This window comes from Arthrobacter sp. 05N33_2 (genome assembly GCF_056397425.1).
In genome coordinates, this window is sequence record NZ_JBFTNJ010000013.1 from 48,327 (window position 1) to 69,137 (window position 20,811).

A 20,811-nucleotide genomic window follows, 5' to 3' on the forward strand; every position below is an offset into this window, starting at 1 on the left:
CCGTGCCGGCTACGCGGCGTAGCGCAACAGCGCCACCCCGTTGCCGAAGGCGCGCGTCTCCAGCAGCCGGAGCTGGGCTTTGCTGTCCGCAGCCTTGAACAGGGGCCGGCCCTGTCCGATCAGGACCGGATGGACGTACAGCCAGTATTCGTCGATCAGCCCGAACCGCCGGAAGGTGTCGGCCAGTTCTGCCCCGCCGAGGGCCAGGTCCCCGCCCGGCCGCTCTTTCAGGGCCAGCACTTCTTCCGGCACCACATCCCGGACCACAGTGGTGTTCCAGGCGGCAGTTGTCAGCGTCCGCGAGTACACGATCTTGGGCATGTCCCGCCAGATCCGGGCGAACTCGGCCATCACTGCGCCGGCGGCCGGRTCCTGGTCCGCGGTGGGCCAGAACTCTTCCATCAGCTCGTAAGTGACGCGGCCGTCAAGGAAGGCACCCATGGTGCTGAGCTGTTGGTTGAAATGGCGGTGCAGCTCGTCGTCGACCATGTGCCAGCTGATGTCGCGGTCCGGGCCCTCGAAGAATCCGTCGAGGGACACCTGCATGGCCAGGATGATTTTGCGCATCGCCGCTCCTTACGTTTTCACCAGCGTACGCCGCTGCTTCGGATGGCAGACCCACATTTTCCCGGAGCCGTGCCCTTGCGCGGGAAGCCGCCAGCGGGAAGAATGCTGGTCCATGKCCCCACCGCGGTCAGTCACCTTCGGGGAAGAATGATGCCTGCGAACGATTCGAACAACAGCACGGGGCCGGTCCGGAAGCCTGAGCCGGCGCCGCGGCACTACCGCTCCGGCGGGCACCGGGCCAACGACGGTTCCCGGCCCGGTCCGCGGTCCCGCGCCCGGCGTGAGGGGAGGACCCGGCGACAGTATCTGACGGCGGCCGCCGTCGCACTGGCCCTTGTGGCTGCCGGCGTCTATGCAGGCGTCCAGGCGGCGCTACCCGTTGACCCGCCGGCCGCCGCAGCGACGCCGACGGCGCCGGTCACGGATGCCGGCCGGACCGTTCCGCCGGCATCTGACCTGCCCGCAACTGCTTCGCCAGCAACTGCTTCGCCCGCGGCCGGCGCCGTCACGGCGGCCGCCGGGAAGCCCGCTGAGATCCCCGCCGTGCCTGYCGTCGCGGTCCCGGCCATTGACCCGGAACTGGACAGCCAGATCAACGGGATCATCGCGGCCAACAGTGCCTATGCCCTGGGGGTGTCCTTGATCGATGTCTCCGACGGCGTGGTCCACGGCTACGGGATCCAGGACAAGTTTGTGGCCGCCAGCACGGCAAAGATTCTGGCCGCGTCGGCGTATTACCACCTCGTTGAGACCGGCCGCGCCTCGCTGACCGCCCCCATGGGCAACTCGACTGCCGGCACCCAGATCCGCCGGATGGTCCAGCAGAGCAACAACGACTCGTGGGCGCTGATCCTGCGGGCGGTCGGCCAGTGGGGCATCACGGATTACGCCGCCTCGATCGGGATCACCTACGACCGCACGGTCAACCTGCTGACTCCCGCAGAAATGGCCAGGACCCTCCAGTTGCTCTACACGGGACAGCTGCTCAATGCCCGCAACACCGCCCAGCTCCTGTCCTATATGCAGAACACCAACTTTGAGACACTGATCCCGCCGGCGGTTCCGCCCGGGGTAGGGGTTCACCACAAGTACGGGCTGCTGTTCGGAAACCTGCATGACGCGGCCGTCTTGGACAAGGACGGCCGGGCCTTCGTGTTCGTCGTGTACACCCGCGGCAGGAATTACTCCGATATGGGCCCCCGCACCCAGATCATTCAGCAGCTCACCCGGACCGTGACCGCCGCCCTGTTCTGATGGTTGAGGTTCTGACGCCTGCAGCTGTTAGACGGACACCGGCCCGGCGGCAGCGCGCTCCCTCTCCCTGGTCTTCTTGGACTTGGCGAACCGGAGATAGAGCGAGGGCACGATGAACAGATTGAGCAGGGTGGAGGTGACCAGGCCGCCCAGGATAACCACGGCCATGGGGTGTTCAATTTCATGGCCCGGGATGTTGCCCATGACAACCAGGGGTACCAGGGCAAGCCCGGTGGCCAGGGTGGTCATGAGGATGGGCGAGAGCCGCTCCGCCGCCCCGCGCATCACCAGGTCGCGGCCAAAGGTTTGGCCTTCATAGGTTTCCAGATGCTGGCAGTGGTTGATCAGCAGGATGCCGTTGCGCGCGGCGATCCCCATCACCGTGAGGAAGCCAACGAGGGACCCGAGGGACAGGACGCCGCCGGTCATGTAGGCGGCTATGACCCCGCCCACCAGGGCGACTGGCAGCGTCAGCAGCGACAGGACGGCCAGCCGCCAGCTGCGGAAGGACGCCTGCAGCAGCAGGAGGATCAGGACAAGGGCCGCCGCGGAGTAGATCATCAGGCGGTTCGTTGCCGCCTCGCGCTCGGTGTATTCGCCGAGAAGCTGCACGCTGTATCCTGCTGGCAGATCCAAGTTCTCCAGCCTCGACTTCAGCTCGCCGGCTACGGTTCCCAAGTCCGCTCCCTGGGCCAGGAAGGATCCCACCTCGACGCGGCGGGATCCGTTGGTGCGGTCAATCTGGTTCGGCGTCGCCTGCAGGCTCACGTCGGCGACGTCGGCGAGGCGAACCCGCGCTCCGCTGGGCGTATCGATGGGCAGATCCTCGATGGCGGTGACGGACGAGCGGGTGGCCGGGGTGCTCCAGACCTGGACGTCGTAGGCCCGGCCGTCCCGGAAGACGTCGCCGACTTCCTCGCCTGCCACGAGTGTCGCGGCCGCACGCCGGACATCTCCCGGTTTGAGGCCGTACTTCTGCGCCGCGGCCAGGTCAACCGTCACGGCGATCTGGGGGACTTCCACCTCGAGGGAGACGTGCGGGTTCTGGGTGCCCTGAATCGAGTCCATGATGGTCTTGACCCGTTGGGCCTGTTCCCGGAGCACGTTGAGGTCGTCTCCGTAGACCCGGACCAGGATGGGCTCGCTGGCGCCGGTGATGACCTCTTCAATCCGCTCCTTCAGATAGGTCTGGACGTCACGGTGCAGCCCCGGGTAACCTTTGACCACTTCCTCCACGGCGGCCACCGTCTCGTCGTAGTCGGCGTGGCGGTCGATGCTGATCCAGTGTTCGCCGGCATTGACACCGACGATTTCGTCCGCGGCGAATGCCTGCCCGATGTGCGTGCCGCAGTTCAGGACGCCAGGGACCTTGAGGAATTCCTCACAGCCGCGCTGGGAGATCCGGAACTCTTCCGCGGCAGAGGTTCCCGGTTCCGAGATCCAGTGCATCAGGAAGTCCCGTTCCTTGAACGTGGGGAACAGGGACGAGCCCATCAGGGGAGCGAGGAGCAAGCCCACGACGGCAAGCACGCCAAAGCCTGCGTAGCCGAACCGGGGCCGGTTCATGGCCTTGGACAGGGCGGCGTGGTAGCCGCGTTTGAGCACACGGACCAGCGGCGCATCGCGTTCTTTCAGTTTGGCGTTGCCCAGCAGAATCAGGGCAAGGGCCGGCGTCACTGTCAGCGCCACGAACATGGAGGCCAGGACAGCCAGGGTGTAGGAGACGGCCAACGGCCGGAAGAAGACGCCGGTCAGCCCGTCCAGGAAAAAGATCGGTACGGCGGCGACCACAATGATCAGGGTCGCGTAGACGATCGGGCTCCGCATCTCCAGGGAGGCCTTCAAAACCACCGACGCCGCAGATTCGTCACTGCCCTGGGCGCGTCGCTGCCGAAGCCGGCGCATGATGTTCTCGACGTCGATGATCGCATCATCGACCACGACGCCCACGGCTATGACCAGCCCCGCGAGGACCATCGTGTTGATCGCACTGGAGGTGAAATAGAGCACCAGTGCGGCGGTGAGCAGGGACAACGGAATTGCGACGATGCTGATCAGGGCCGTGCGCCACTGGAAGAGGAACGCCACGAGGATCATGACGACCAGCAGGCAGCCCAGCAGCAGCGCGATGCTGAGGTTGGAGATCGCCTCCTCAACGAAGCTGGCGGGCCGGAAGATCGTGGTGTCGAAGTTGATACCGCTCAGGCCCGGCTGCAGTTCGTGGAGGGCCTCCTCCACGCCTTTGGTCACGTCGAGTGTGTTGCCCCAGGGCAGCTTCTCGACGATCAGCATGAGCCCGTGCCCGTTGTTGATCACGGCGTCACCAATGAGCGGCTGATGGTCCTCGACAACCTGGGCAACGTCGCCCAGGTGCAGCGCCACGCCGTCCTTTTCCCGAATGGTCACCTGGGCCAGATCGGCGGGGGTCTGGATCGGCTGGACGTGCCGGACCCCCATCCTCTGGGTGGGACTGTCAATGAAGCCGCCGGTGCCGATGAAGCGTCCGGGCGAGTATTTMAGCAGCCCGGCGTCGAGGGCGCCGGCGGTGACTTCCATGACCTGGTTGAGGGAGACGTTCTGGGCCTTGAGCTTGTCAGGTTCCACCTGGACCTGCAGCATCTGGAGCCGCTCGCCCCAGATGGCCACGTTGGCCACCCCGGGGACCCGCAGCAGCCGGGCCCGGATGGTCCAGTAGGACAGCATGGACATTTCGATGAGCGAATGTTCCGACGATGTCATCCCGATCTTCATCACGCGGCTGGTCGCGGACAGCGGCTGCAGCATCACCGGCGGGGCCGCCCACGTGGGCAGCGCCGCAGTCACCGAAGCCATCCGTTCCGATACGAGCTGACGGGCGTTGAGCAGGTCAGTGCCCTGATGGAAGAGCAGCACGATCGAGGACAGCTGGGGCACGGACTTGGACCGTATCTCGTCCAGACCCGGCATGCCGCTGACCGCGGCCTCGATCGGCACACTGACGAGCTCTTCGACTTCCTGGGCGGTCAACCCGAGGCATGCGGTCTGGATTTCGACGCGCGGCGGGGCGAACTCCGGGAAGACATCCACGGAAGCGGCACCCAACTGCAGGGAACCGAGCAGCATCACGGCGCACGCGAGGGCGACAACAACCGTCTTGAAACGGAGGCTGATCCCGATGAGCCAGCGCATGTCACTCGGCCGTATCGAATTCGGTGCCGAGAAGTTCCTCGGCCCCTGTCGTGACAACCACGGTCCCTGCCGGCGGCCCGTCCGTCAGGACGGCGACGTCGCCATTGATGCGCTGGACGGTGATGGACTGGCGGACGTAGACCTGGGGCTCGGGGTTGGTGTAGACCCATGCGTTGCCCGAGCTGTCGTAGAGTATGGCCCCGTAGGGGACGGTGAGCTTCCCGGTCTTGGGATCTACGGCAACCACAGCTGTCGCGATCCCGACCCGTTCAATGGCGTGCTCGGTGAGGGTGAGCCGGTGAAGGTCCGTGCCGGGGACTTCAGCGATAGCCGCCGGTTCGCCTTCGGACGGTGCGGCCTCCGGCGCCTGGGCGCAACCTGTGGCGGAGAGAGCGGTGAACGCCGTCACGAACAGCGCAAGGATGAAAACCGCGACCTTGTGGCCCCTCGGCGAAAGTGTGGAGTTCACGACGCATCCTGGCTTTCCGTTGGTGCTGCGGTGCCCTGACCGGTCCGCGCGCTGGGTGCTTGCTTCGGCTCGAACCGAAGCAGCACAGCGGGCACAACAAACAGGGTGAAGAAAGTTGTTGTCAGCAGGCCGCCCCAGATGATCACGGCAAGCGGCAGGATAATTTCCGTTCCGACGACGCCGCCCAGAAGGACCAGGGGCAAAAGCGCCAGGGCCGTGATCACGGTCGACAGCAGGATGGGTCCCAGTCTCTCCCTGCTTCCGCGGACCACCAGCGCAGGCCAGGGCGCCGAAGCATCTGTTGCCCGTAAATCCCGGACCTGGCCCGTCAGCAGGAGTGTGCCRCGCACGGCGATCCCCAGCACAGCGGCGAAGGCGACCAGGGCCACCAGCGAGTTGACCCCGCCCGTAGCCTGGGCGGCCAGCACACCGCCGGACATTGCCAGGATCAGGCCCAGGAAGAGCGGGCCGGCGAGCCGCCAGCTCCCCGTCGCCGTCTGCAGCAGAACCAGGATGCCGGCCGCGGCAACCGCCGCGAGCAGCCAGAGCCACTGGTAATTGTTCTGCTGCTGGGCGTATTGGGTGAGGATCTCGGCGTGATAGGAAATCGGGAACTGCATCTGCTGCAGGGCCGTGTTGATGTCTCCTTCGATGTCGCCCAGCGGACGGCCCTGGATGTCGGCCTTCACATCGATGCGCCGCGAGGTGTCGTCGTGCAGGATCACGGACTCGTTCCCGACCATGGTCACCTGCGCGACGTCGCCGAGGCGGGCGTGCCCGCCGTTGGGGGTGTCAATGATCAGGTTGCGGACGCTGTCCAGGCTGCTGCGGGTGGCCGCATTCCCCTTCACGATGACAGAGAAGACCTTCTGCTGTTCGTACAGGTTGCCGACTTCGATGCCTTGCAGCAGGGCGGCAGCCGCGCGCCGTACATCACCGGGGACGACGCCGGCTTTTTGGGCCGCGGCGAGGTCCACTCTGACCTCGGCGATCGGCTGTTCGGGGGGCAGGTCGACGTGGGGATTAACGACGCCGGCTGTGTGCTCCAGGATTGTTTGGACCTCCGCCGCCTTCTGCCGCAGGACTGTCGGGTCCAGGCCAAAGACCCGGACGGCAAAGCCGCTATCGGCTTCTTCGCGGATCCGGTCGATGCGTTGTTGCGGGTAGGTGGAAATTTTGCTGGTCAGGCCCGCGTAGCCTGCGATCACGCGGTCGACGGCGGCGGCCGTGTCCGGGTAGGACGCGTCCGGGGCCACGGTCACCCACAGCTCGCCGGAGCTGACGTCACCGACCTGATCCGAAGTGATCGCGCGCCCGACGTGTCCTCCGACATTGGCCACGCCCGGGACGGTGCGCAGTTCTACGGCAGCAGCCTCGGTGATCCGGCTCATTTCCTGGTCCGAGGTGCCTGCTATCGCGCTCCAGTGCACCACCAGCGTCTTGTCCGCCAGCACCGGCACCACAGGACGGGTCCCGGCCAGCTGGGGTGCGAGCGCCAGTCCGGCCACCGCCAGCACCGCCGCGGCTGCGAATACCCACCGCGTCTTTTGCGTCAGCCGCGTCACGGTCCGGCCGTAGGCGCCTTGCAGCCGCGCCAGGGAACGCCGTTGCGGCGCCTTGGAACCGACCGGAAGGACGAACGCCAGTGCCGCCGTGACCGTGAGCGCCACGATCATCGAGACAACCAGGGCCAGCAGATAGCTCTGGACCAAGGGTCCGAACAGGGCGCCGTTCTCACCGGAAATAAAGAGCGCGGGCATGACGGCCAGCGCCATAATCAGCAGCGAGTAGAGCATTGGCGTGCGGGCTGCCCGCAGGGCGCCCGGGATCACGGAGTCGCGTCGGCGCTGGTCCTGTGACAGGTCCTGGCCGGCCTCCGTCCCGCCGTCGGCAGTTTCGTGGCCGGACCTGGCCGCGGCGCTGCGTGCCCGCGCGATGCCGTTCAGGTCTTCCGCGACGTCGCCTACGATGACGGCCAGGGCAAGCACCATGCCGGCCAGGACCATGGTGTTCATCCCGGTGCCACGCAGATCGAGCACCAGCGCTGCCGCGGTCAGCGAGACGGGAATCGTGATCAGGGTGATCAGGGCCGTACGCCAGGAACGGAAGAAAGCGCCAAACAGGGCAACGATCAGCAGCAGCGCGATCAGCGCAGCGACGCCGAGCGTCCCGACCTCTTCGTCGATAAAGGAGGCCTGYCGGTAGACGCTGGTATCGATCACGACTCCGGGCAAGCCGGGCTGGAGCTCCCGGAGGACCTCGTCAACGCCCCGAGTCACGTCCATCGTGTTGGTCTCCGGGAACTTTTCGATGACCAGCAGCAACTCGGCTTCATTGCTGAGCAGGGCGTCGCCGATCAGAGGCTGGTGGTCGGTTGCCACCGTTGCCACGTCTTTGAGCAGGAGATTGCCGGCCGGACCTTGGACAGGAACCTGGCCCAGGTCTTCCGGCGTGGTGATAGGCAGGACATGCTGGACGCCGATCCGCTGGTGGCCCGTCTCGAAGAAACCGCCGGTGCCCGGTGTGGATGCTTCCAGGTAGCTAAGTGGCGAAACCCAGACGGAGTTGCCGGTCGTCTTGATGATTTCGTCCAGCGTGACGCCCTTGGCTTCGAGCTGTGCCGGGTCCACCAGGACTTGAAGCTGCTGGTCGCGCTGGCCCCAGATCGCCACGTTCGCGACGCCGGGAACGGCAAGGAGTCCGGGCTTCATGGTCCAGCGGGCCAGGACGGACATGTCGATGGCGGACATGTTTTTGGACGTTAGCCGGACCATCATGACCCGGCTGGTCGAGGACAGCGGCTGCATGAGCACTGGAGCCGCCGAAACATTCGGCAGTGCACGCGCCTGGGTCAGCCGTTCCGAGACGAGCTGGCGTGCCCGCAAAATGTCGGTCCCCGGCTTGAAAACCATCTGGATCGACGAAAGGCCGGGCACGGATTTGGACCGGATGGCTTCAACCCAGGCCACCCCGTTCAGCAGGTCGGCCTCCATGGGCGAGGTGACGAGTTGCTCAACCTCGGCGGCCGAGAGTCCCAGGGCTTCAGTCTGGATCTCTACCTGCGGCGGGGCGAATTCCGGAAAGGCGTCCACGGACATGCCCGGCAGATTGGTGAGCCCGAGGGCCAGGATTCCTGCCGCGGCGGCCAGGACCAAGAGCCGGAACTGCAGCGTCCAGCGCACGATTGCATTCATCATGGCCGGTACCCCGCTGGCTCCACCGTGGTGCACGGGCTGGCGGGATTACGTCCGCGTCGGCGTCGCCGGTGTCCCGGGCCGTCGGGGTGGGCGGAGGGAGGGGGCGGGTCGTGGCGCGGTCCTGCCGCGAAACCGATCACCGGGAAAAGGGTGCTGACTGCTTTTCCTGCTTGGCCAACTGCACATTTACCATTCACGGCGCGGCTCCTCAACCTCAGGCCATAGCGCCCCCCAGCCGATAAGAGCCATAATGATCTTCGGGCACACAGGCGTCAATAGGGATACAGGTGACCGCCATGAAGGCAACCGCAGGGGACCGCATCATCATCCGGGGGACGACGGTCGAGTCCACGGACCGGCACGGTCTGATCCTTGAAGTGAAGGGTGCCGACGGTGCGCCGCCGTACCTGGTCCGGTTCGACGACGGCCACGAAACGATCATGTTTCCCGGTGGGGATTTCGCCGTCGAAAAGGCCGCGGGCGGGCCCTAGGTCCGTTAGCGCGCCCTAGAAACTCGACGAGCTCCCGGACCCGGAAAAGCTTCCGCCGCTGGACCCGTACCCGGTGGTGGTGCCGCCGCCGCGCGCGCTGCTGACGCTGCTGATGCCGCTGCTGAAGCCGGTGTTGAAGCTCGGGACCGAGAAGAAGTAGTAGGACGGGTACACCGTTCCGAGGATGCTTGGCTCGTACGTGCGGCCGTATTTTGCCTTCGTTCCCGCCTGCGCGCTGTCCATTTCCTCGCGCATGAGCCCGGCTTCCTTCTCATTGCGGGCAAAGGCCTGGATCAGGGTGTCGGCGTGATTTTTCAACAGCTCCGAGAGGTGGGTCCGGGCGTCACGCAACCTGTCCAGCGCCGTTTCCGGTGTGATGGAGCCGTCCGCCAGTTCCGTCGACCAGCGCTCCATGTCGCGCCGGCTTTCATCGCGGAAGGACCGCAGTGCCAGCGCCGTCCCCGAGGTTCCCTCGGCCCGGCGCTGGCTGAGCAGGTCTTCCACGCCGTCCAGATCGTTGCGGAACGGCGCGAGCTGGCGGTCCCAGGCGGCAGGCCAGGACGAGCCCCGGTTGAGCAGGGCATTGGTATCGGCGATCACGTCGTCCAGGGCGTCGAGTTCGGCCGCGGCGTCGGCGTAACTCCGGACCAGTTTGAGGTTGGGCCGGCGGCTCAGGTCCCTGCTGCTGAGGGCGTGTACCTGGGTGGAAAGTTCGGTGGCCGTACCGTAGCGGTTCACGAACGTGCGGTGCTTTTCCAGCACCGTGCTCCCGTACCGGGAGGACTCGGGAATGGTGCTGGCGTTGAGCTCGGTCACCTGCAGGTCCATGCTGACATTGGCGTAGCTGGCGTCGCCCCGGGCCAGTTCCTTCCGGCTGGACACCCGGGTCCGCCACCGCACGATCAGCCAGGCCGCGGCTGCGCAGACCGCGGCGGCCACCGCCGCCCAGGCTGTGACGAGGAAGGCTGTGGAACGGTACCACGGCTGATCGATGAGTTCGGCGCCGCGGCGGATCCCGGCAATGGTGCCCTCGGTCCACTGCGCATCGCGAAGCAGCTCTTTGGCGGCGTTCTGGATGTCCTCGCGCTGTTCGGGCGAGACCTTCCGGTCCTCACCCATGTACGTCCCCACATGCCGGCCCACCGGATCCAGGGCGAAGATGAACAGTCCGTCTGCCCACTTCTGCCCGTCGGCACTGATCCATTCGGGATGTTCGGTGCGGGCGAACCGCAGGACTTCTTCGTTCAGATTGTCGGCGGCAGTGCCGTTATAGGTGTAGACCGCAACTTTGGTGGGCTCATAAAAGTCGGTGGCCTGAACCGCCGGCAACAGCGTCCGCTGGTCCAACACCCCGGCGCGGTCTTCAATGACGACGGCGGTCGGCGTCGTGGCGAGCGCGGCCGGGGCCCCGACGAGAAGGCCGGCCATCAGCACAACAGCAGCGGCGAGGGCTTTGCGCATGATTCCCATTTTCCGAGCGTAGTGGCTGGCTTTGGCTGCGTCGACGCGGACGCCGCGGAAAGGGGACGAAAGACATCGTGACCGTGCGCTGGACGGCGTCCATACTTGCGCCATGAGGCCGCCGCCTGAAGGACTGCCGGAGGAACCCCGCCCGGAGGATCCCGGCCCGGAGGATCCCGGCCCGGAAAAGCCGGGGGAGGCGGGGGAGCCGCGCCGCACCAGGGCTGACCGGACCCTGCTGGCCATCATGGCCGCGATCGCGGTGATCGTGATCATCGCGCTGGCAGTGGTCTTCACCCGCGGGGAGCCCGCGCCCCTGGCCGAGTCAACGCCCGCCGGCGTCGCGCAGCGCTACGCCGCCGCCGTCATTGCCGGGGATGAGGCGGCCGCCTCCGCCTACCTGACGCCGGCCGCCCGGAGCAAGTGCACAACCGGGTCACGCCCCTCGGCCCGGAACCTGCGAGTCACGCTGGTGTCCACCACCGAGCGGCCGGAATCCGCGGACGTGAGGGTGCTCATCACTGTGTCCGAGCCGGGCGGTCCCTTCGGCAGCGCCGAATACCAGGTGGAGGACGCGTTTGACCTCGTTCGGGCGGGCAACGGCTGGCTGATCGACACCGTGCCCTGGCCCCTGGCAGTGTGCACCGGCGAGGCGAAGCAATGAGCGCCCAAGGGACAGTGCGCCGGCTCATCACCTACGCGTTGCTGTTCGCACTGGTGGTGACCACCGCCGTCGGGCTCAGCGGACTGCTGGGCCGCCTGCTGGTGGCGGGGACAGAGCTGGCCCCGGACGACGTCGCCGGGCTCGCGCGCTCGCTGGCGTTCGCCCTGATTGCCGGGCCGCTCGCGGCCCTTTTGTGGTGGGCGGTTTGGCGGCGGCTCGAGGACCCGGAGGAGCGGTCCGCCATCGGCTGGGGTCTCTACCTGGCAGGCGCCTACCTGCTCGCCCTGCTCATCGCGGCCACCAACGTGCTGAACACTCTGTCCTCGCTGATCGGCGGGCAGGGCCTTCAGTGGCGGCTGTCCCTGGCCACAGGTCTGGTGTGGGCTGCGGTCTGGGCCTGGCACCGGTGGATGTGGCGTGACCCCCGGAAGAATCCGACAGTCCTCTCCGGTGTCCCTACGGTGCTCGGCTCGGTGCTGGGGCTCGTGCTGGGCGTGGGCGGCGCCGTCGCAGCCTTATCCACCTTGCTGGATGCCGCCCTGCGGGGAGCCGCGACGGAGGTGTCGGTGGGCAAACCGTGGTGGGTGTCGGCGCTGCAATCCCTGGTCTGGGCCGTCGGCGGAACCATTATCTGGTGGTGGCATTGGAATCACGACGGCGGCCGGAGGCTGCGGACCGGGCTGGCCGACGTCGCGCTCATCACGGTCGGGGTGCTTGGCGCCGGCGTTCTGACCTTGGGCGGAGCCGGGGTGGCGCTCTTCGTGGTCCTTCGCCTGCTGTTTGACCGTTCCGAACCGCAGGAGCTCCTGCTGGAGCCCCTCGCGCCGGCTGTGTCTGCGGCCGCCATCGGCTGCCTCGTCTGGGTCTACCACCGCAACATCGCGCGCGGGCGCTCAGAGGCCACGCTTCAGGGCGGCAGGCTGGTAACCTCCGGCGTCGCCCTGGTCGCGGCAGCGTCCGGGATAGGCGTGATCGTCAACTCGGTCCTCGCCATGACGGCGACGCCGCTGGCCGGCTCCGGGGCGCGGACGCTGCTGCTTGCGGGAATCAGCTCGCTCCTGGTTGGCGGGCCGGTCTGGTGGCTTGCGTGGCGGCGCGTGGAGCAGGCGGCGGCGACCGGCGCCGGCCTGAACGCGCGCCGGATCTACCTGGTGGCCGTGTTCGGCCTGAGCGCCGTGGTGGCGGTGGTCACGCTGCTGGTGATCGGGTTCCGGATCTTCGAGTTCGTCCTGGGCGAGGTCAGCGGGGGAAGCCTCGTGGACCGGATCCGCGCACCCCTGGGGCTCCTGGTCGCCACGGGACTCGTGTTCGGGTACCACTTTGCCGTGTGGCGGCAGGACCGCGCCGTGCTCGCCGCGGCCGGTCCGGTCCGTCCGCGAACCATCGGCCACGTGTTCCTCGTGGCGGGATCCGACCCCGCACCGCTGCGGCGCGTCATCGGCGAGGTCACCGGGGCCGGCGTCACGGTGTGGAAACGGGCCGACGGCGGTGCCGGCGCTGCTGGCGTTGCCGGCGCTGCCGGTGCCGGCGTTGCCGGTGCGGGCGATGCCGGGGCCCAGGAGAAGCGGTTGGCGGCCGCACTGGAGGGTGTGGCGGCGCCCCGGGTTCTGGTCGTTGCCGATCAGCACGGGGGAATTGAGGTCATCCCGCTGCAGGGCTGACCGGCCTGTCCTGAGCCTGGTCGGGCCGGGCAACCGAAGGACTCTGGTCAGCCGGTTGCGGCGGCGCTAATCTGATCCGTGCCGGCTCCCCGGCCGGCCACAACAACGGAGAAATCAGGGATGCAGCATGGCTGGCAAGTATGAGGTCTACAAAGACAAGTCCGGCGGATTCCGGTTCCGGCTTAAGGCCTCCAACGGCGAGGTGATCGCCTCCTCGGAGAGCTACAAGACCAAGGCCAGTGCCATGGGCGGGGTCGAGTCCGTCAAGAAGAACGCGGCCTCGCCGGTGGTCGATCTGACGGAGGCAGCCGCTGAGAAGGGGTGAACCCGCAGGGCACGCGCCCGGTTGGGCCGGTCACCGCCTAGGATTGCCGCATGTCTACTTATGAAGTTACCCGCAGCGCAGTCATTCCAGCCCCGGCGCAGGAGATCTTTCCGCTGGTCAACAGCTTCCACGAATGGACCAAATGGTCCCCTTGGGAGGCCGTTGATCCGGCCATGGAACGGAGCTACTCCGGCAGCGAATCCGGCGTCGGTGCCAAGTACACCTGGAGCGGAAACCGCAAGGCCGGCTCCGGCACCATGGAAATCGTGGACACGGCCGAGCCGCGCAACATCAAGATCCGTCTGGAATTCACCAAGCCCTTCAAAGCGGTCAACCCCACCTCCTTCACGTTCACGCCCTCCGGTGATGGCACTCAGGTCACCTGGACGATGACCGGGGAGAACAAGGGCATCGGCAAAGTGTTCGCCCTGTTCATGAACATGGACAAGATGGTTGGCGCCGACTTCGAAAAGGGCCTGGCCTCGCTGGCCGGCGCCGTGAAACAGCGACAGGCCTGAGTCGGGACGCCRCCGGGCCGCCCCGGCGGCCCGTCATTCCCGGCACGTTGGCCGGTGGAATGCTGCCCTTCAGGTCTGCCCGGCGCTCCGGACCAGTTCCGGGTGATGAATCCGGGCGACCTCGGGGTGGGCCCGCAGCCAGCCTTTGAGCACGTTTGCGCCGTAGGACGCGAGCATCGGATTGTCCGGATCATCGGTGACCCCCCGGGACCGGGCCGCGAGTGCGGGAGGCAGGGGCACTGGCTCAATGACGGCATCGAGCCGGGGCGAGAAGAAGAAGGGGACTGTGTAGCGGTCGACGCCGGCCGGGGGCGCCTCGACGCGGTGGATGGTGGCGGCCAGGTAACCCTGGGTCGCGACTTCGAGCATTTCGCCCAGGTTGATGACCAGGGCCCCCGGAATGGGTTCGACCGGAATCCAGCTGTCCGTGCCCGGCGGGAGTACCTGCAGGCCGCCGACCTGGTCCTGGAGCAACAAGGTGACAAAGCCGTAGTCCGCGTGCGCGCCGACACCCTGCGGACCGGCATCAGCGACGACGCCGCCGACGTAGTGGACCAACTTGGCCATCCAGGCCGGTGAGTCCCGGAAGGGTTCATCGAAGTATCCTTCGGGCAGTTCCAGCGACACGGCGATGGCGCTGAGCAATTCGGCCCCGACGCCGGACATCCGTTCCGCCCAGGCCATGCACACGGTGCGCAGCTCGGGCAGCGCCCGGTCCGGCAGCAGGTTCGGCCCTTGGACCAGCCAGTACGGCTGATCCGGCGGGTAGTCCTCCACGGCGGGACGCTCCGGTCCAATATCCAGCTGCTCCCGCGCGTCCGGCCGCCCCTGGGTGATTTCGTGGCCCAGCCGCGTGTAACCGCGGAAATGGGGCGAGAGCCGGTTGTCCAGTTCCAGCCGTGATGCAAGCGGAAGCTCGAAGAAGCGCCGCGTGACGTCGAAGAGCTCATCCACCTCGGCGGCCGAGGCCCCGTAACCGGTCAGCTGGAAGAAGCCCACCCGGTGCGTGGCRTCGCGCAGTGCATCAATAAACGCCGGGTCAAACCTGCCGTCGCGCCCCCTGGCGGTACTCAGGTCCAGGAGCGGAATGGAATCCGATGGTGCGCCCATGAGTGCAAAGTACCACCACAGCATTCACTACTGAACTCATTCCCAGCAACTGTGCAGGGTCCTCGCGGGTTTTCTTGACCGCGGTGTGAAAGAGTGCAGACACTGAAGCCGCCAAATCCACGCTGACAGGTCAATCAGAAAGCCGGAATCCATGAGCCGGACTGCCACGAAAAATCATCGGCGAATCGCCGCGCGGCTGCTTGTTGCAGCAGTCCTGGTGGCGTCGGCAGCGGCGTGCGAGCCGGGGCCGCCGGGCGCCAGCCCGGGTCCCACTGCCGGGGGCACCGCCACCGCGGGGGCGGCGTCGAAGCCCGGGCACGTGTTCGTCATCAATCTCGAGAACAAGGGCTACAACAAGGTGTGGGGCGCAGGCTCGGAGGCCCCCTACCTGTCGCAGACGCTCCGCAGCCAGGGCGTCCTGCTTTCCAAGTATTACGGGATCGCCCACAATTCGAACCCGAACTACCTGGCCCAGATCTCCGGCCAGCCGTCCAATGCCATGACGAGGGAGGACTGCCCCACCTACGCCGCGTTTGAGCTGACGGGGACGGGCGCGCTCGGCCTGGCGGAGGGCGCCGGCTGCGTCTATCCGGCCTCGGTCCCCACGGTCGCCGGGCAGCTCAGTGCCGCAGGCAAGACCTGGAAGGGTTACATGGAAGACATGGGCACGCCGTGCCGTCATCCCGAACTCGGCGGGCAGGACACCAGCCAGGGCGCCAAGGTGGGTGACCAGTATGCAACGCGGCACAACCCGTTCGTGTATTTCCAGGCCATCACCTCGTCACCGGACTGCCAGAGCAACGTGGTGGACTTCAGCGAACTCCGCGGCGACCTCCGGTCCGTAGCCACCACCCCCAACCTGTCCTACATTTCGCCCAATCTTTGCAATGACGGCCACGACAACCCCTGCGTCGACGGCAGCGCAGGCGGACTGGCCGCCGCCGACACTTGGCTGAGCCAGCAGGTTCCGGCCATCCTGGATTCCCCGGCCTTCCGGCAGGACGGGATGCTGGTGATCACCTTCGACGAGTCCGAGGGCAAGACAGTTGGGCCCTCAGGGCTGCTGCCCGGAGGGACGGCCGGCGGCAGGATTGGTGCGCTGGTCCTCTCGCCGCTCACCAAGGGCGGCACGACGTCGGACCGGCCCTACAACCACTTCAGCCTCCTGGCCAGCATCGAAGACGCGTTCTCGCTCCCGCGCCTCGGGTACGCCGGGGCGCCGGGTCTGGACAGTTTCGGCGGGGACGTCTTTAACGCCGGGTCCTAGCGCGCGTCACCCCTGGACGCCTGCGTTGTAGACGTCGAGTCCGAAGCGGTTCAGTCCAGGGGCTCCCGCGTAGCCCAGGTACGGCAGGCCGAAGGTGTCTTCGATGCTGGCCAGCAGGCTGTAGTGGTTATAGGGAGTGGTGGACCAGGTTCCGCCCTTGGTAAAGGGTGAGATCACGAGCGCGCCGACGCGGCCGCCGCCGGGGCCGGTGATGCCCGGCTCGGGTGAGTTGGGTCCGGCGGTTTCGCCGCAGCAGGCGGTGGCGTCCGACTGCGGCCCGTCGGACTCGTCGAAGGTGACCACCAGGACGCCGTCCTGTTTGAACGCCGGGGACGAGGTGATGGCCGGCACCCACTGCTTGAGCCACTCGTCGGCGCTGGCCAGGCCACCCGGTTGTCCGTCCACGCACGGGGCGTCGTGGCCGTCGTGGCAGAGGTTCGGCGTAATCATGGACAGATTGGGGGTCGTGGCGGTTGACGCGAGGTCTGTCTTCAGGGCGCTGAGGTCGACGTCGTTCTTGGCGCAGTCCGGGGAGCCGGTGATCCCGGCGAAGTAGACGAAAGGGTTGTGACGCGTCGCGTACTGGTCCCCGACCTTGGCCTTCTGAGTGTCGTCCACCGCGCCGGGGGCCGGATGCCGGCAGGGCGTTCCCATGTCTTCCATGTAGCCCTTCCACGTCTTGCCTGCGGCCGTCAGTTGGCCGGCCACCGTGGGCACGCTGGCCGGGAAGACACAGCCGTCTCCGACCGCCTGGCCGGGACTGGCCGTGCCACTTCCGACAAACGGTGAGTAGGTCTGGCARTCGGCCTGCATYTGSGGGTTGGGKCCTTGGCCGGAAATCTGGGCGACGTAGTTCGGTTGAGAATTGTGGGCCGTGCCGAAGTACTGGTTCAGCAGCACCCCCTGGCCCCTGAGCGTCTGGGACAGGTACGGGGCGGCCGACGCCGGGCCCCACGTCCCGTCGTAACCCTTGTTTTCCAGGTTGATGATGAAGACATGTTTGGCGCCGGGCAGGTAGCCCTGGCCCGAGGTGGCTGTCGGAGCGCTGGCTGTGGCAGCCGGCTGGGCCGGTCCGCAGCCGATCGCCGCCGCCGCCAGCAGGACGATGGCCGCGGCGGAGGCCCGCAGAGCTGGCCTGCKGACCCGCCGGAGGGGCCCGGGGGCCGCCGTCGTGGTTTCTGTGGTGGTGGGGTTCACGGGAGTTTCCATCCGTCGGCGAGTGCTTTCTGTTTGAGTCCGGACCATTCCTCGGCCGGCGGCGGCCCCACGGGGGTGCAGGCCGGGCCGGCCACGAAGGGCGGGACCAGGTAGGTGGGAGCGGTCAGGTTTGCCGGTGCGCCGAAGTCCAGGACTTCGGCGATGTTGCGGGCCGCGCTGTCCCGGGGCGTCAGCGGAGGCAGGTTCCACCGCCATTCGATGGCCTTCAGTACGGACGTGTGATCGTAGATGTCGTGGGCGACGTACCGGCGTCGGGCGCGCGGGGAGATGACCACGGACGGCACCCGGAAGCCCCTCAGCGCCGTCGCGGCGCTCATGTCCGGGGCCGTACCGGGGGCGACGTGGTCGTAGAAGCCGCCCCACTCGTCATAGTTGATCACCAGCAGCGTCTTGGCCCACCCCGGGCCGGTGGTGACGGCGTTGTAGACCTCGGCGAGAAATGTCTCCCCGGAGCGGATGTCCGCGTGCGGGTGGTCATCGCCGGATGTTCCCGATCCCTCGTCGGTGAACCGCGGATCCACGAAGGACACCGCGGGCAGGCTGCCGGCGCCGGCGTCAGAGAGGAATTCGGAGTAGTGGTGCGAGATCCCGAGGTACTTCGTGCCCCAGAGCGCGGTGAACGGGATATCGCCGTAGTAGTACTTTCCGTCCACCCCGGCGGCGGCCAGCCGGTCCCAGATGGTCGGGAGCGYGGATGTCACGGTGGAGTTGTGCAGCCGGTCGGTGGCCGCCGCGTGCTGGTAGAACCTGTTCGGGTAGGTTTCGGCCATCGTGGCGGCAAAGTACCGGTCGCAGACGGTCCAGTCCGGGCCGGCCTGGCGCCAGAAATCGAGGTCGGCGGCGTCGTAATAGCCGACGGCGAACCCGTCGTTTTCCCCGGCCAGGAGCCAACCGTTGTTCTTGCCGCCGTTGTACTGGATCCGGCCGCCCTCGTACGAGTGGTCCGGGTCCGGGTGTCCGCAGCCCTGGAAGTCCGTCAGGTGGTGCGTGGTGTGCGGAGTCCCATAGCGGTCCGTGTAGCTCAGGCCGGCCTGCTGGCCGTCTGAACCGGGCAGCCAGCCCAGGAAGTGGTCGAAGGAACGGTTTTCCATCATCAACACGATGATGTGGTCAATGCCGGATGCGGCGGCCGGGGGCAGGGCGGCAGTGGCGGCCTCCGCTGCCCGCCAGCTGTTGCCGGCGGCCAGCGCGGTGGCTGCGGCCGTTCCGGCGGCGGTCAGGAACGTGCGTCTTGAGAAGTTCACGCCCAGCAGTAGATCACAGGCAGATTACGATAAGCATGCTTTCGATGCCCGGTTCACCGGGTGTTCACCGGGTGTTCGTACCCCCGGACCGGCCGCTAAGGCTCCGCGGGTCCTGAACCGTTGGGGGGCGCCTCCTGGCCGTATTCGGCCGTGATCAGGATGGGAAGGTGGTCCGACGCGCCTCGGGCCAGGGTTTCCACGCTTTCGATCTCCAGCCCCTGGGAAGTGGCAAAATCGAAATGGCCCTTGAAGACCTTGTACCGGGTGTAGGTGCGTCGGTCACTCATCGTGAGGTCGTAGCCGGCGTCCTTCATCTGCGCTGTCAGGGACTTGGTGAAGAACGGATAGTTGAAGTCGCCCACCATCAGGGACATCAGCCCACCGCCCATGCTGAGCAGCTCGGCGTGGGCGGCATGGATCTGGTTCCGGCGCAGTGAGTTCGATGCCGTCAGCGGTGCCGCGTGGAAGGACGCGATGACGAGTTCGTGGTCGGTCTCGTTGTCGGTCACACGCGTACCGATGAGCCGCTCGTGCGCGGGGGAGAGGACACGGTCGTGCATGGACTTCTTAAGGGCGAAGGTCTTGGTCTCGTAGGCCGTGAAACGGCTCATGCGGTAATAGATCGCCAGGCCCAGCCGGTTGCCCTTGGTGGAATCGGCCAAGTGCAGATCCCCGATGGTCTCCGGCAGATCGTCCGTATCGCACTCCTGGAGGCACAAAGCATCAATCTCGAAATCACGTGCCAGATCGACCAGCTCGCCGCTGGCCGCGTGCTTGCGGAGGTTGTAGCTGATGACTCTAAGCAGGGGGAGCACCTCTTCGGTGAATAGTCGTTAAAACCTCACCCGAGTCTACCCAGTCCGAGCGGATCGGTTGGGAACAAGCGCAACGCGCGTCCGGGGTCCGCGCCGGATCGGAGCCGGAAACACAGCGGCCGGGAACACTGAAAGCGCAGCAGGATAGTGTGTTCTGGAATCACCAGCCATGCGAAAGGGCGGACGTTGACTGCTGCACTACCGGAACTTGCCGAGGGCGATTCCTACTACGAGGTCCTGGGGGACGGGCGGTTCCGCTCCACCATCCACGCCCAAGGCGCCTGGAACGAACACGAGCAGCACATGGCCCCCGCGTCCGGCATCATGGCCGACCGCCTGGCCCGGCATGAGCCCCGCGAAGACATGCGCATGGCGCGGCTCAGCTACGAAATCCTCGGGCTGATCCCCGGCGGTGAGTTCGAGATCGTGACCTCCACCCTGCGCCCGGGACGGACCATCGAACTGGTGCAGGCCGAGCTCGTTTCCGGCGGGCGCACGGCCATTCGCGCCACGGCCTGGCGGATGATCACCTCTGACACGTCCGCCATCGCGGCCTTCGAGGATCCCAGGATTCCGGCGCCGGAGGACTGCGAGCCGTACGACGCCGCGGCCGTCTGGCCCGGCGGCTACATCGCCTCACTGCACATGCGGATCGCCGAGGGCCACCGGGCGGGCTCGGGAACCGTCTGGCTCCGCACCGACTACCCGCTGACAGACCGGGCGGACAGCGGCGACCTCGCCCGGCTGGTCGGCCTCGTGGACACGGCGAACGGCATCGCCGCCCGGGTCCCGCCGGGCAAGGGCAGCTACGCCTTCCCCAACCTGGACCTGCAGATCCACATGTACCGGCAGCCGGAGGGGGAGTGGCTGGGGCTGGACAACGAAGTCACGTTCGGTACGGACGGGATCGGGCTCACCTCCACGGTGCTGCATGACCTCACAGGCCCGTTCGGACGCGCGGAACAGATCCTGACGCTGCGCAGGTCCTAGTTCTAGTGGAAGACGAGCCAGCCGGCCAACGTGGCCAGCGCCGTCAACACGGCACCCCAAAGGATGTCCACGACGATCAGCTGCCACGGCCACGTCTTGAGCGTGGCGGCATTTGTCAGATCGTAGGTGGCGTAGCCAAACACGCCCAGCGCGGCACCGTAGCCCACAGCGCTGAGCCAGCTGCCGCCGTCGAGCGCTGGCGTCAGGGCAAAGAACACGATCCCGGCAATGTAGATCACGTAGAACACCACCGCGTAACCTAGATTGGGCTTGTCGGCCATCAGGTCACCGATCTGGCGGCGGTAGAACGGGTTCATCGTCTTGAGCCAGATGGCGTCGATGATGGCGAATGCGGCGGCTACGACGAGGAATTGCAGAATGACCATAAGGGA

18 protein-coding genes are annotated in these 20,811 nt (G+C 66.9%); 8 read left to right on the forward strand and 10 right to left on the reverse strand.

The annotated features are described in order from the left end of the window. Positions 1 to 9: 9 nt before the first annotated feature. Positions 10 to 567 (reverse strand): dihydrofolate reductase family protein, encoded by a 558-nt coding sequence (locus AC1DHX_RS08955; RefSeq protein WP_476858378.1) that lies wholly within the window; start codon positions 565 to 567, stop codon positions 10 to 12. Positions 568 to 717: 150 nt separating this feature from the next. Here AC1DHX_RS08955 and AC1DHX_RS08960 point away from each other — a divergent pair, with 150 nt between their 5' ends. Beyond that, positions 718 to 1,821, forward strand: a complete 1,104-nt coding sequence (locus AC1DHX_RS08960; RefSeq protein WP_476899962.1) for a serine hydrolase — start codon at positions 718 to 720, stop codon at positions 1,819 to 1,821. Positions 1,822 to 1,848: 27 nt separating this feature from the next. On the opposite strand, the gene AC1DHX_RS08965 is transcribed toward AC1DHX_RS08960, so the two are convergent. From AC1DHX_RS08965 to AC1DHX_RS08975, 3 genes are read right to left on the reverse strand one after another with little or no spacing between them, the layout of a single operon-like run. Further along, positions 1,849 to 4,989 (reverse strand): efflux RND transporter permease subunit, encoded by a 3,141-nt coding sequence (locus AC1DHX_RS08965; RefSeq protein WP_476858380.1) that lies wholly within the window; start codon positions 4,987 to 4,989, stop codon positions 1,849 to 1,851. 1 nt (position 4,990) lies between these two features. Next, on the reverse strand, positions 4,991 to 5,458 hold the full coding sequence (locus AC1DHX_RS08970) for a hypothetical protein (RefSeq protein WP_476850040.1): 468 nt from the start codon (positions 5,456 to 5,458) through the stop codon (positions 4,991 to 4,993). After that, positions 5,455 to 8,655, reverse strand: coding sequence for an efflux RND transporter permease subunit (locus tag AC1DHX_RS08975; RefSeq protein ID WP_476856844.1), 3,201 nt, complete (start codon positions 8,653 to 8,655; stop codon positions 5,455 to 5,457). The genes AC1DHX_RS08970 and AC1DHX_RS08975 overlap by 4 nt, the downstream gene beginning before the upstream one ends. A 296-nt stretch (positions 8,656 to 8,951) precedes the next feature. On the opposite strand from AC1DHX_RS08975, the gene AC1DHX_RS08980 reads away from it, so the two are divergent. Next, the gene (locus tag AC1DHX_RS08980; RefSeq protein WP_476850038.1) at positions 8,952 to 9,146 is read left to right on the forward strand and encodes a DUF1918 domain-containing protein; all 195 of its coding nucleotides are present in this window, start codon (positions 8,952 to 8,954) and stop codon (positions 9,144 to 9,146) included. A 15-nt stretch (positions 9,147 to 9,161) separates the two neighbouring features. Here the strand turns inward: AC1DHX_RS08980 and AC1DHX_RS08985 are convergent, their stop codons facing one another. Further along, the gene (locus AC1DHX_RS08985) at positions 9,162 to 10,616 is read right to left on the reverse strand and encodes a DUF5129 domain-containing protein (protein WP_476858381.1); all 1,455 of its coding nucleotides are present in this window, start codon (positions 10,614 to 10,616) and stop codon (positions 9,162 to 9,164) included. A gap of 103 nt (positions 10,617 to 10,719) precedes the next feature. Here AC1DHX_RS08985 and AC1DHX_RS08990 point away from each other — a divergent pair, with 103 nt between their 5' ends. The 4 genes from AC1DHX_RS08990 to AC1DHX_RS09005 all read left to right on the forward strand — a co-directional run bounded on the left by AC1DHX_RS08990 (position 10,720) and on the right by AC1DHX_RS09005 (position 13,775). Further along, positions 10,720 to 11,271, forward strand: a complete 552-nt coding sequence (locus tag AC1DHX_RS08990; protein WP_476858382.1) for an LpqB family beta-propeller domain-containing protein — start codon at positions 10,720 to 10,722, stop codon at positions 11,269 to 11,271. Next, on the forward strand, positions 11,268 to 12,932 hold the full coding sequence (locus AC1DHX_RS08995; RefSeq protein WP_476858383.1) for a DUF5671 domain-containing protein: 1,665 nt from the start codon (positions 11,268 to 11,270) through the stop codon (positions 12,930 to 12,932). Before AC1DHX_RS08990 ends, AC1DHX_RS08995 begins: the two co-directional genes overlap by 4 nt. Positions 12,933 to 13,059: 127 nt before the next feature. Then, complete coding sequence (locus AC1DHX_RS09000) at positions 13,060 to 13,257, forward strand: YegP family protein (protein ID WP_223916785.1); 198 nt, start codon at positions 13,060 to 13,062, stop codon at positions 13,255 to 13,257. Positions 13,258 to 13,307: 50 nt separating this feature from the next. Beyond that, positions 13,308 to 13,775, forward strand: a complete 468-nt coding sequence (locus tag AC1DHX_RS09005) for an SRPBCC family protein (protein WP_223916783.1) — start codon at positions 13,308 to 13,310, stop codon at positions 13,773 to 13,775. Between the two features lie 69 nt (positions 13,776 to 13,844). Here the strand turns inward: AC1DHX_RS09005 and AC1DHX_RS09010 are convergent, their stop codons facing one another. Further along, entirely contained in the window at positions 13,845 to 14,885 is a 1,041-nt protein-coding gene (locus tag AC1DHX_RS09010) for an isopenicillin N synthase family dioxygenase (RefSeq protein ID WP_476858384.1), read from the reverse strand. A gap of 151 nt (positions 14,886 to 15,036) precedes the next feature. Between AC1DHX_RS09010 and AC1DHX_RS09015 the strand changes: the two genes are divergently transcribed. Continuing rightward, on the forward strand, positions 15,037 to 16,152 hold the full coding sequence (locus AC1DHX_RS09015) for an alkaline phosphatase family protein (protein WP_476856839.1): 1,116 nt from the start codon (positions 15,037 to 15,039) through the stop codon (positions 16,150 to 16,152). Between the two features lie 6 nt (positions 16,153 to 16,158). On the opposite strand, the gene AC1DHX_RS09020 is transcribed toward AC1DHX_RS09015, so the two are convergent. From AC1DHX_RS09020 to AC1DHX_RS09030, 3 genes are all read right to left on the reverse strand, one after another. After that, a complete protein-coding gene (locus tag AC1DHX_RS09020) occupies positions 16,159 to 17,349 on the reverse strand; it encodes an alkaline phosphatase family protein (protein WP_476899963.1) in 1,191 nt (396 codons plus the stop codon). Beyond that, the gene (locus tag AC1DHX_RS09025; RefSeq protein ID WP_476899964.1) at positions 17,346 to 18,614 is read right to left on the reverse strand and encodes an alkaline phosphatase family protein; all 1,269 of its coding nucleotides are present in this window, start codon (positions 18,612 to 18,614) and stop codon (positions 17,346 to 17,348) included. Before AC1DHX_RS09025 ends, AC1DHX_RS09020 begins: the two co-directional genes overlap by 4 nt. A gap of 95 nt (positions 18,615 to 18,709) precedes the next feature. After that, entirely contained in the window at positions 18,710 to 19,420 is a 711-nt protein-coding gene (locus AC1DHX_RS09030) for an endonuclease/exonuclease/phosphatase family protein (protein ID WP_476850153.1), read from the reverse strand. A gap of 195 nt (positions 19,421 to 19,615) precedes the next feature. On the opposite strand from AC1DHX_RS09030, the gene AC1DHX_RS09035 reads away from it, so the two are divergent. Continuing rightward, a complete protein-coding gene (locus AC1DHX_RS09035) occupies positions 19,616 to 20,419 on the forward strand; it encodes a thioesterase family protein (RefSeq protein WP_476856836.1) in 804 nt (267 codons plus the stop codon). Positions 20,420 to 20,421: 2 nt separating this feature from the next. Here the strand turns inward: AC1DHX_RS09035 and AC1DHX_RS09040 are convergent, their stop codons facing one another. Further along, positions 20,422 to 20,805, reverse strand: a complete 384-nt coding sequence (locus AC1DHX_RS09040; RefSeq protein WP_230010036.1) for a DUF2177 family protein — start codon at positions 20,803 to 20,805, stop codon at positions 20,422 to 20,424. Positions 20,806 to 20,811: the final 6 nt, after the last annotated feature.

What these genes read in the sequence shown, in the direction of transcription:
- AC1DHX_RS08980 (WP_476850038.1), top strand. Translation starts at nt 8,952, where the DNA reads ATGAAGGCAACCGCAGGGGACCGCATCATCATCCGGGGGACGACGGTC.
- AC1DHX_RS08985 (WP_476858381.1), bottom strand. Translation starts at nt 10,616, where the DNA reads ATGGGAATCATGCGCAAAGCCCTCGCCGCTGCTGTTGTGCTGATGGCC.
- AC1DHX_RS08990 (WP_476858382.1), top strand. Translation starts at nt 10,720, where the DNA reads ATGAGGCCGCCGCCTGAAGGACTGCCGGAGGAACCCCGCCCGGAGGAT.
- AC1DHX_RS08995 (WP_476858383.1), top strand. Translation starts at nt 11,268, where the DNA reads ATGAGCGCCCAAGGGACAGTGCGCCGGCTCATCACCTACGCGTTGCTG.
- AC1DHX_RS09000 (WP_223916785.1), top strand. Translation starts at nt 13,060, where the DNA reads ATGGCTGGCAAGTATGAGGTCTACAAAGACAAGTCCGGCGGATTCCGG.
- AC1DHX_RS09005 (WP_223916783.1), top strand. Translation starts at nt 13,308, where the DNA reads ATGTCTACTTATGAAGTTACCCGCAGCGCAGTCATTCCAGCCCCGGCG.
- AC1DHX_RS09015 (WP_476856839.1), top strand. Translation starts at nt 15,037, where the DNA reads ATGAGCCGGACTGCCACGAAAAATCATCGGCGAATCGCCGCGCGGCTG.
- AC1DHX_RS09040 (WP_230010036.1), bottom strand. Translation starts at nt 20,805, where the DNA reads ATGGTCATTCTGCAATTCCTCGTCGTAGCCGCCGCATTCGCCATCATC.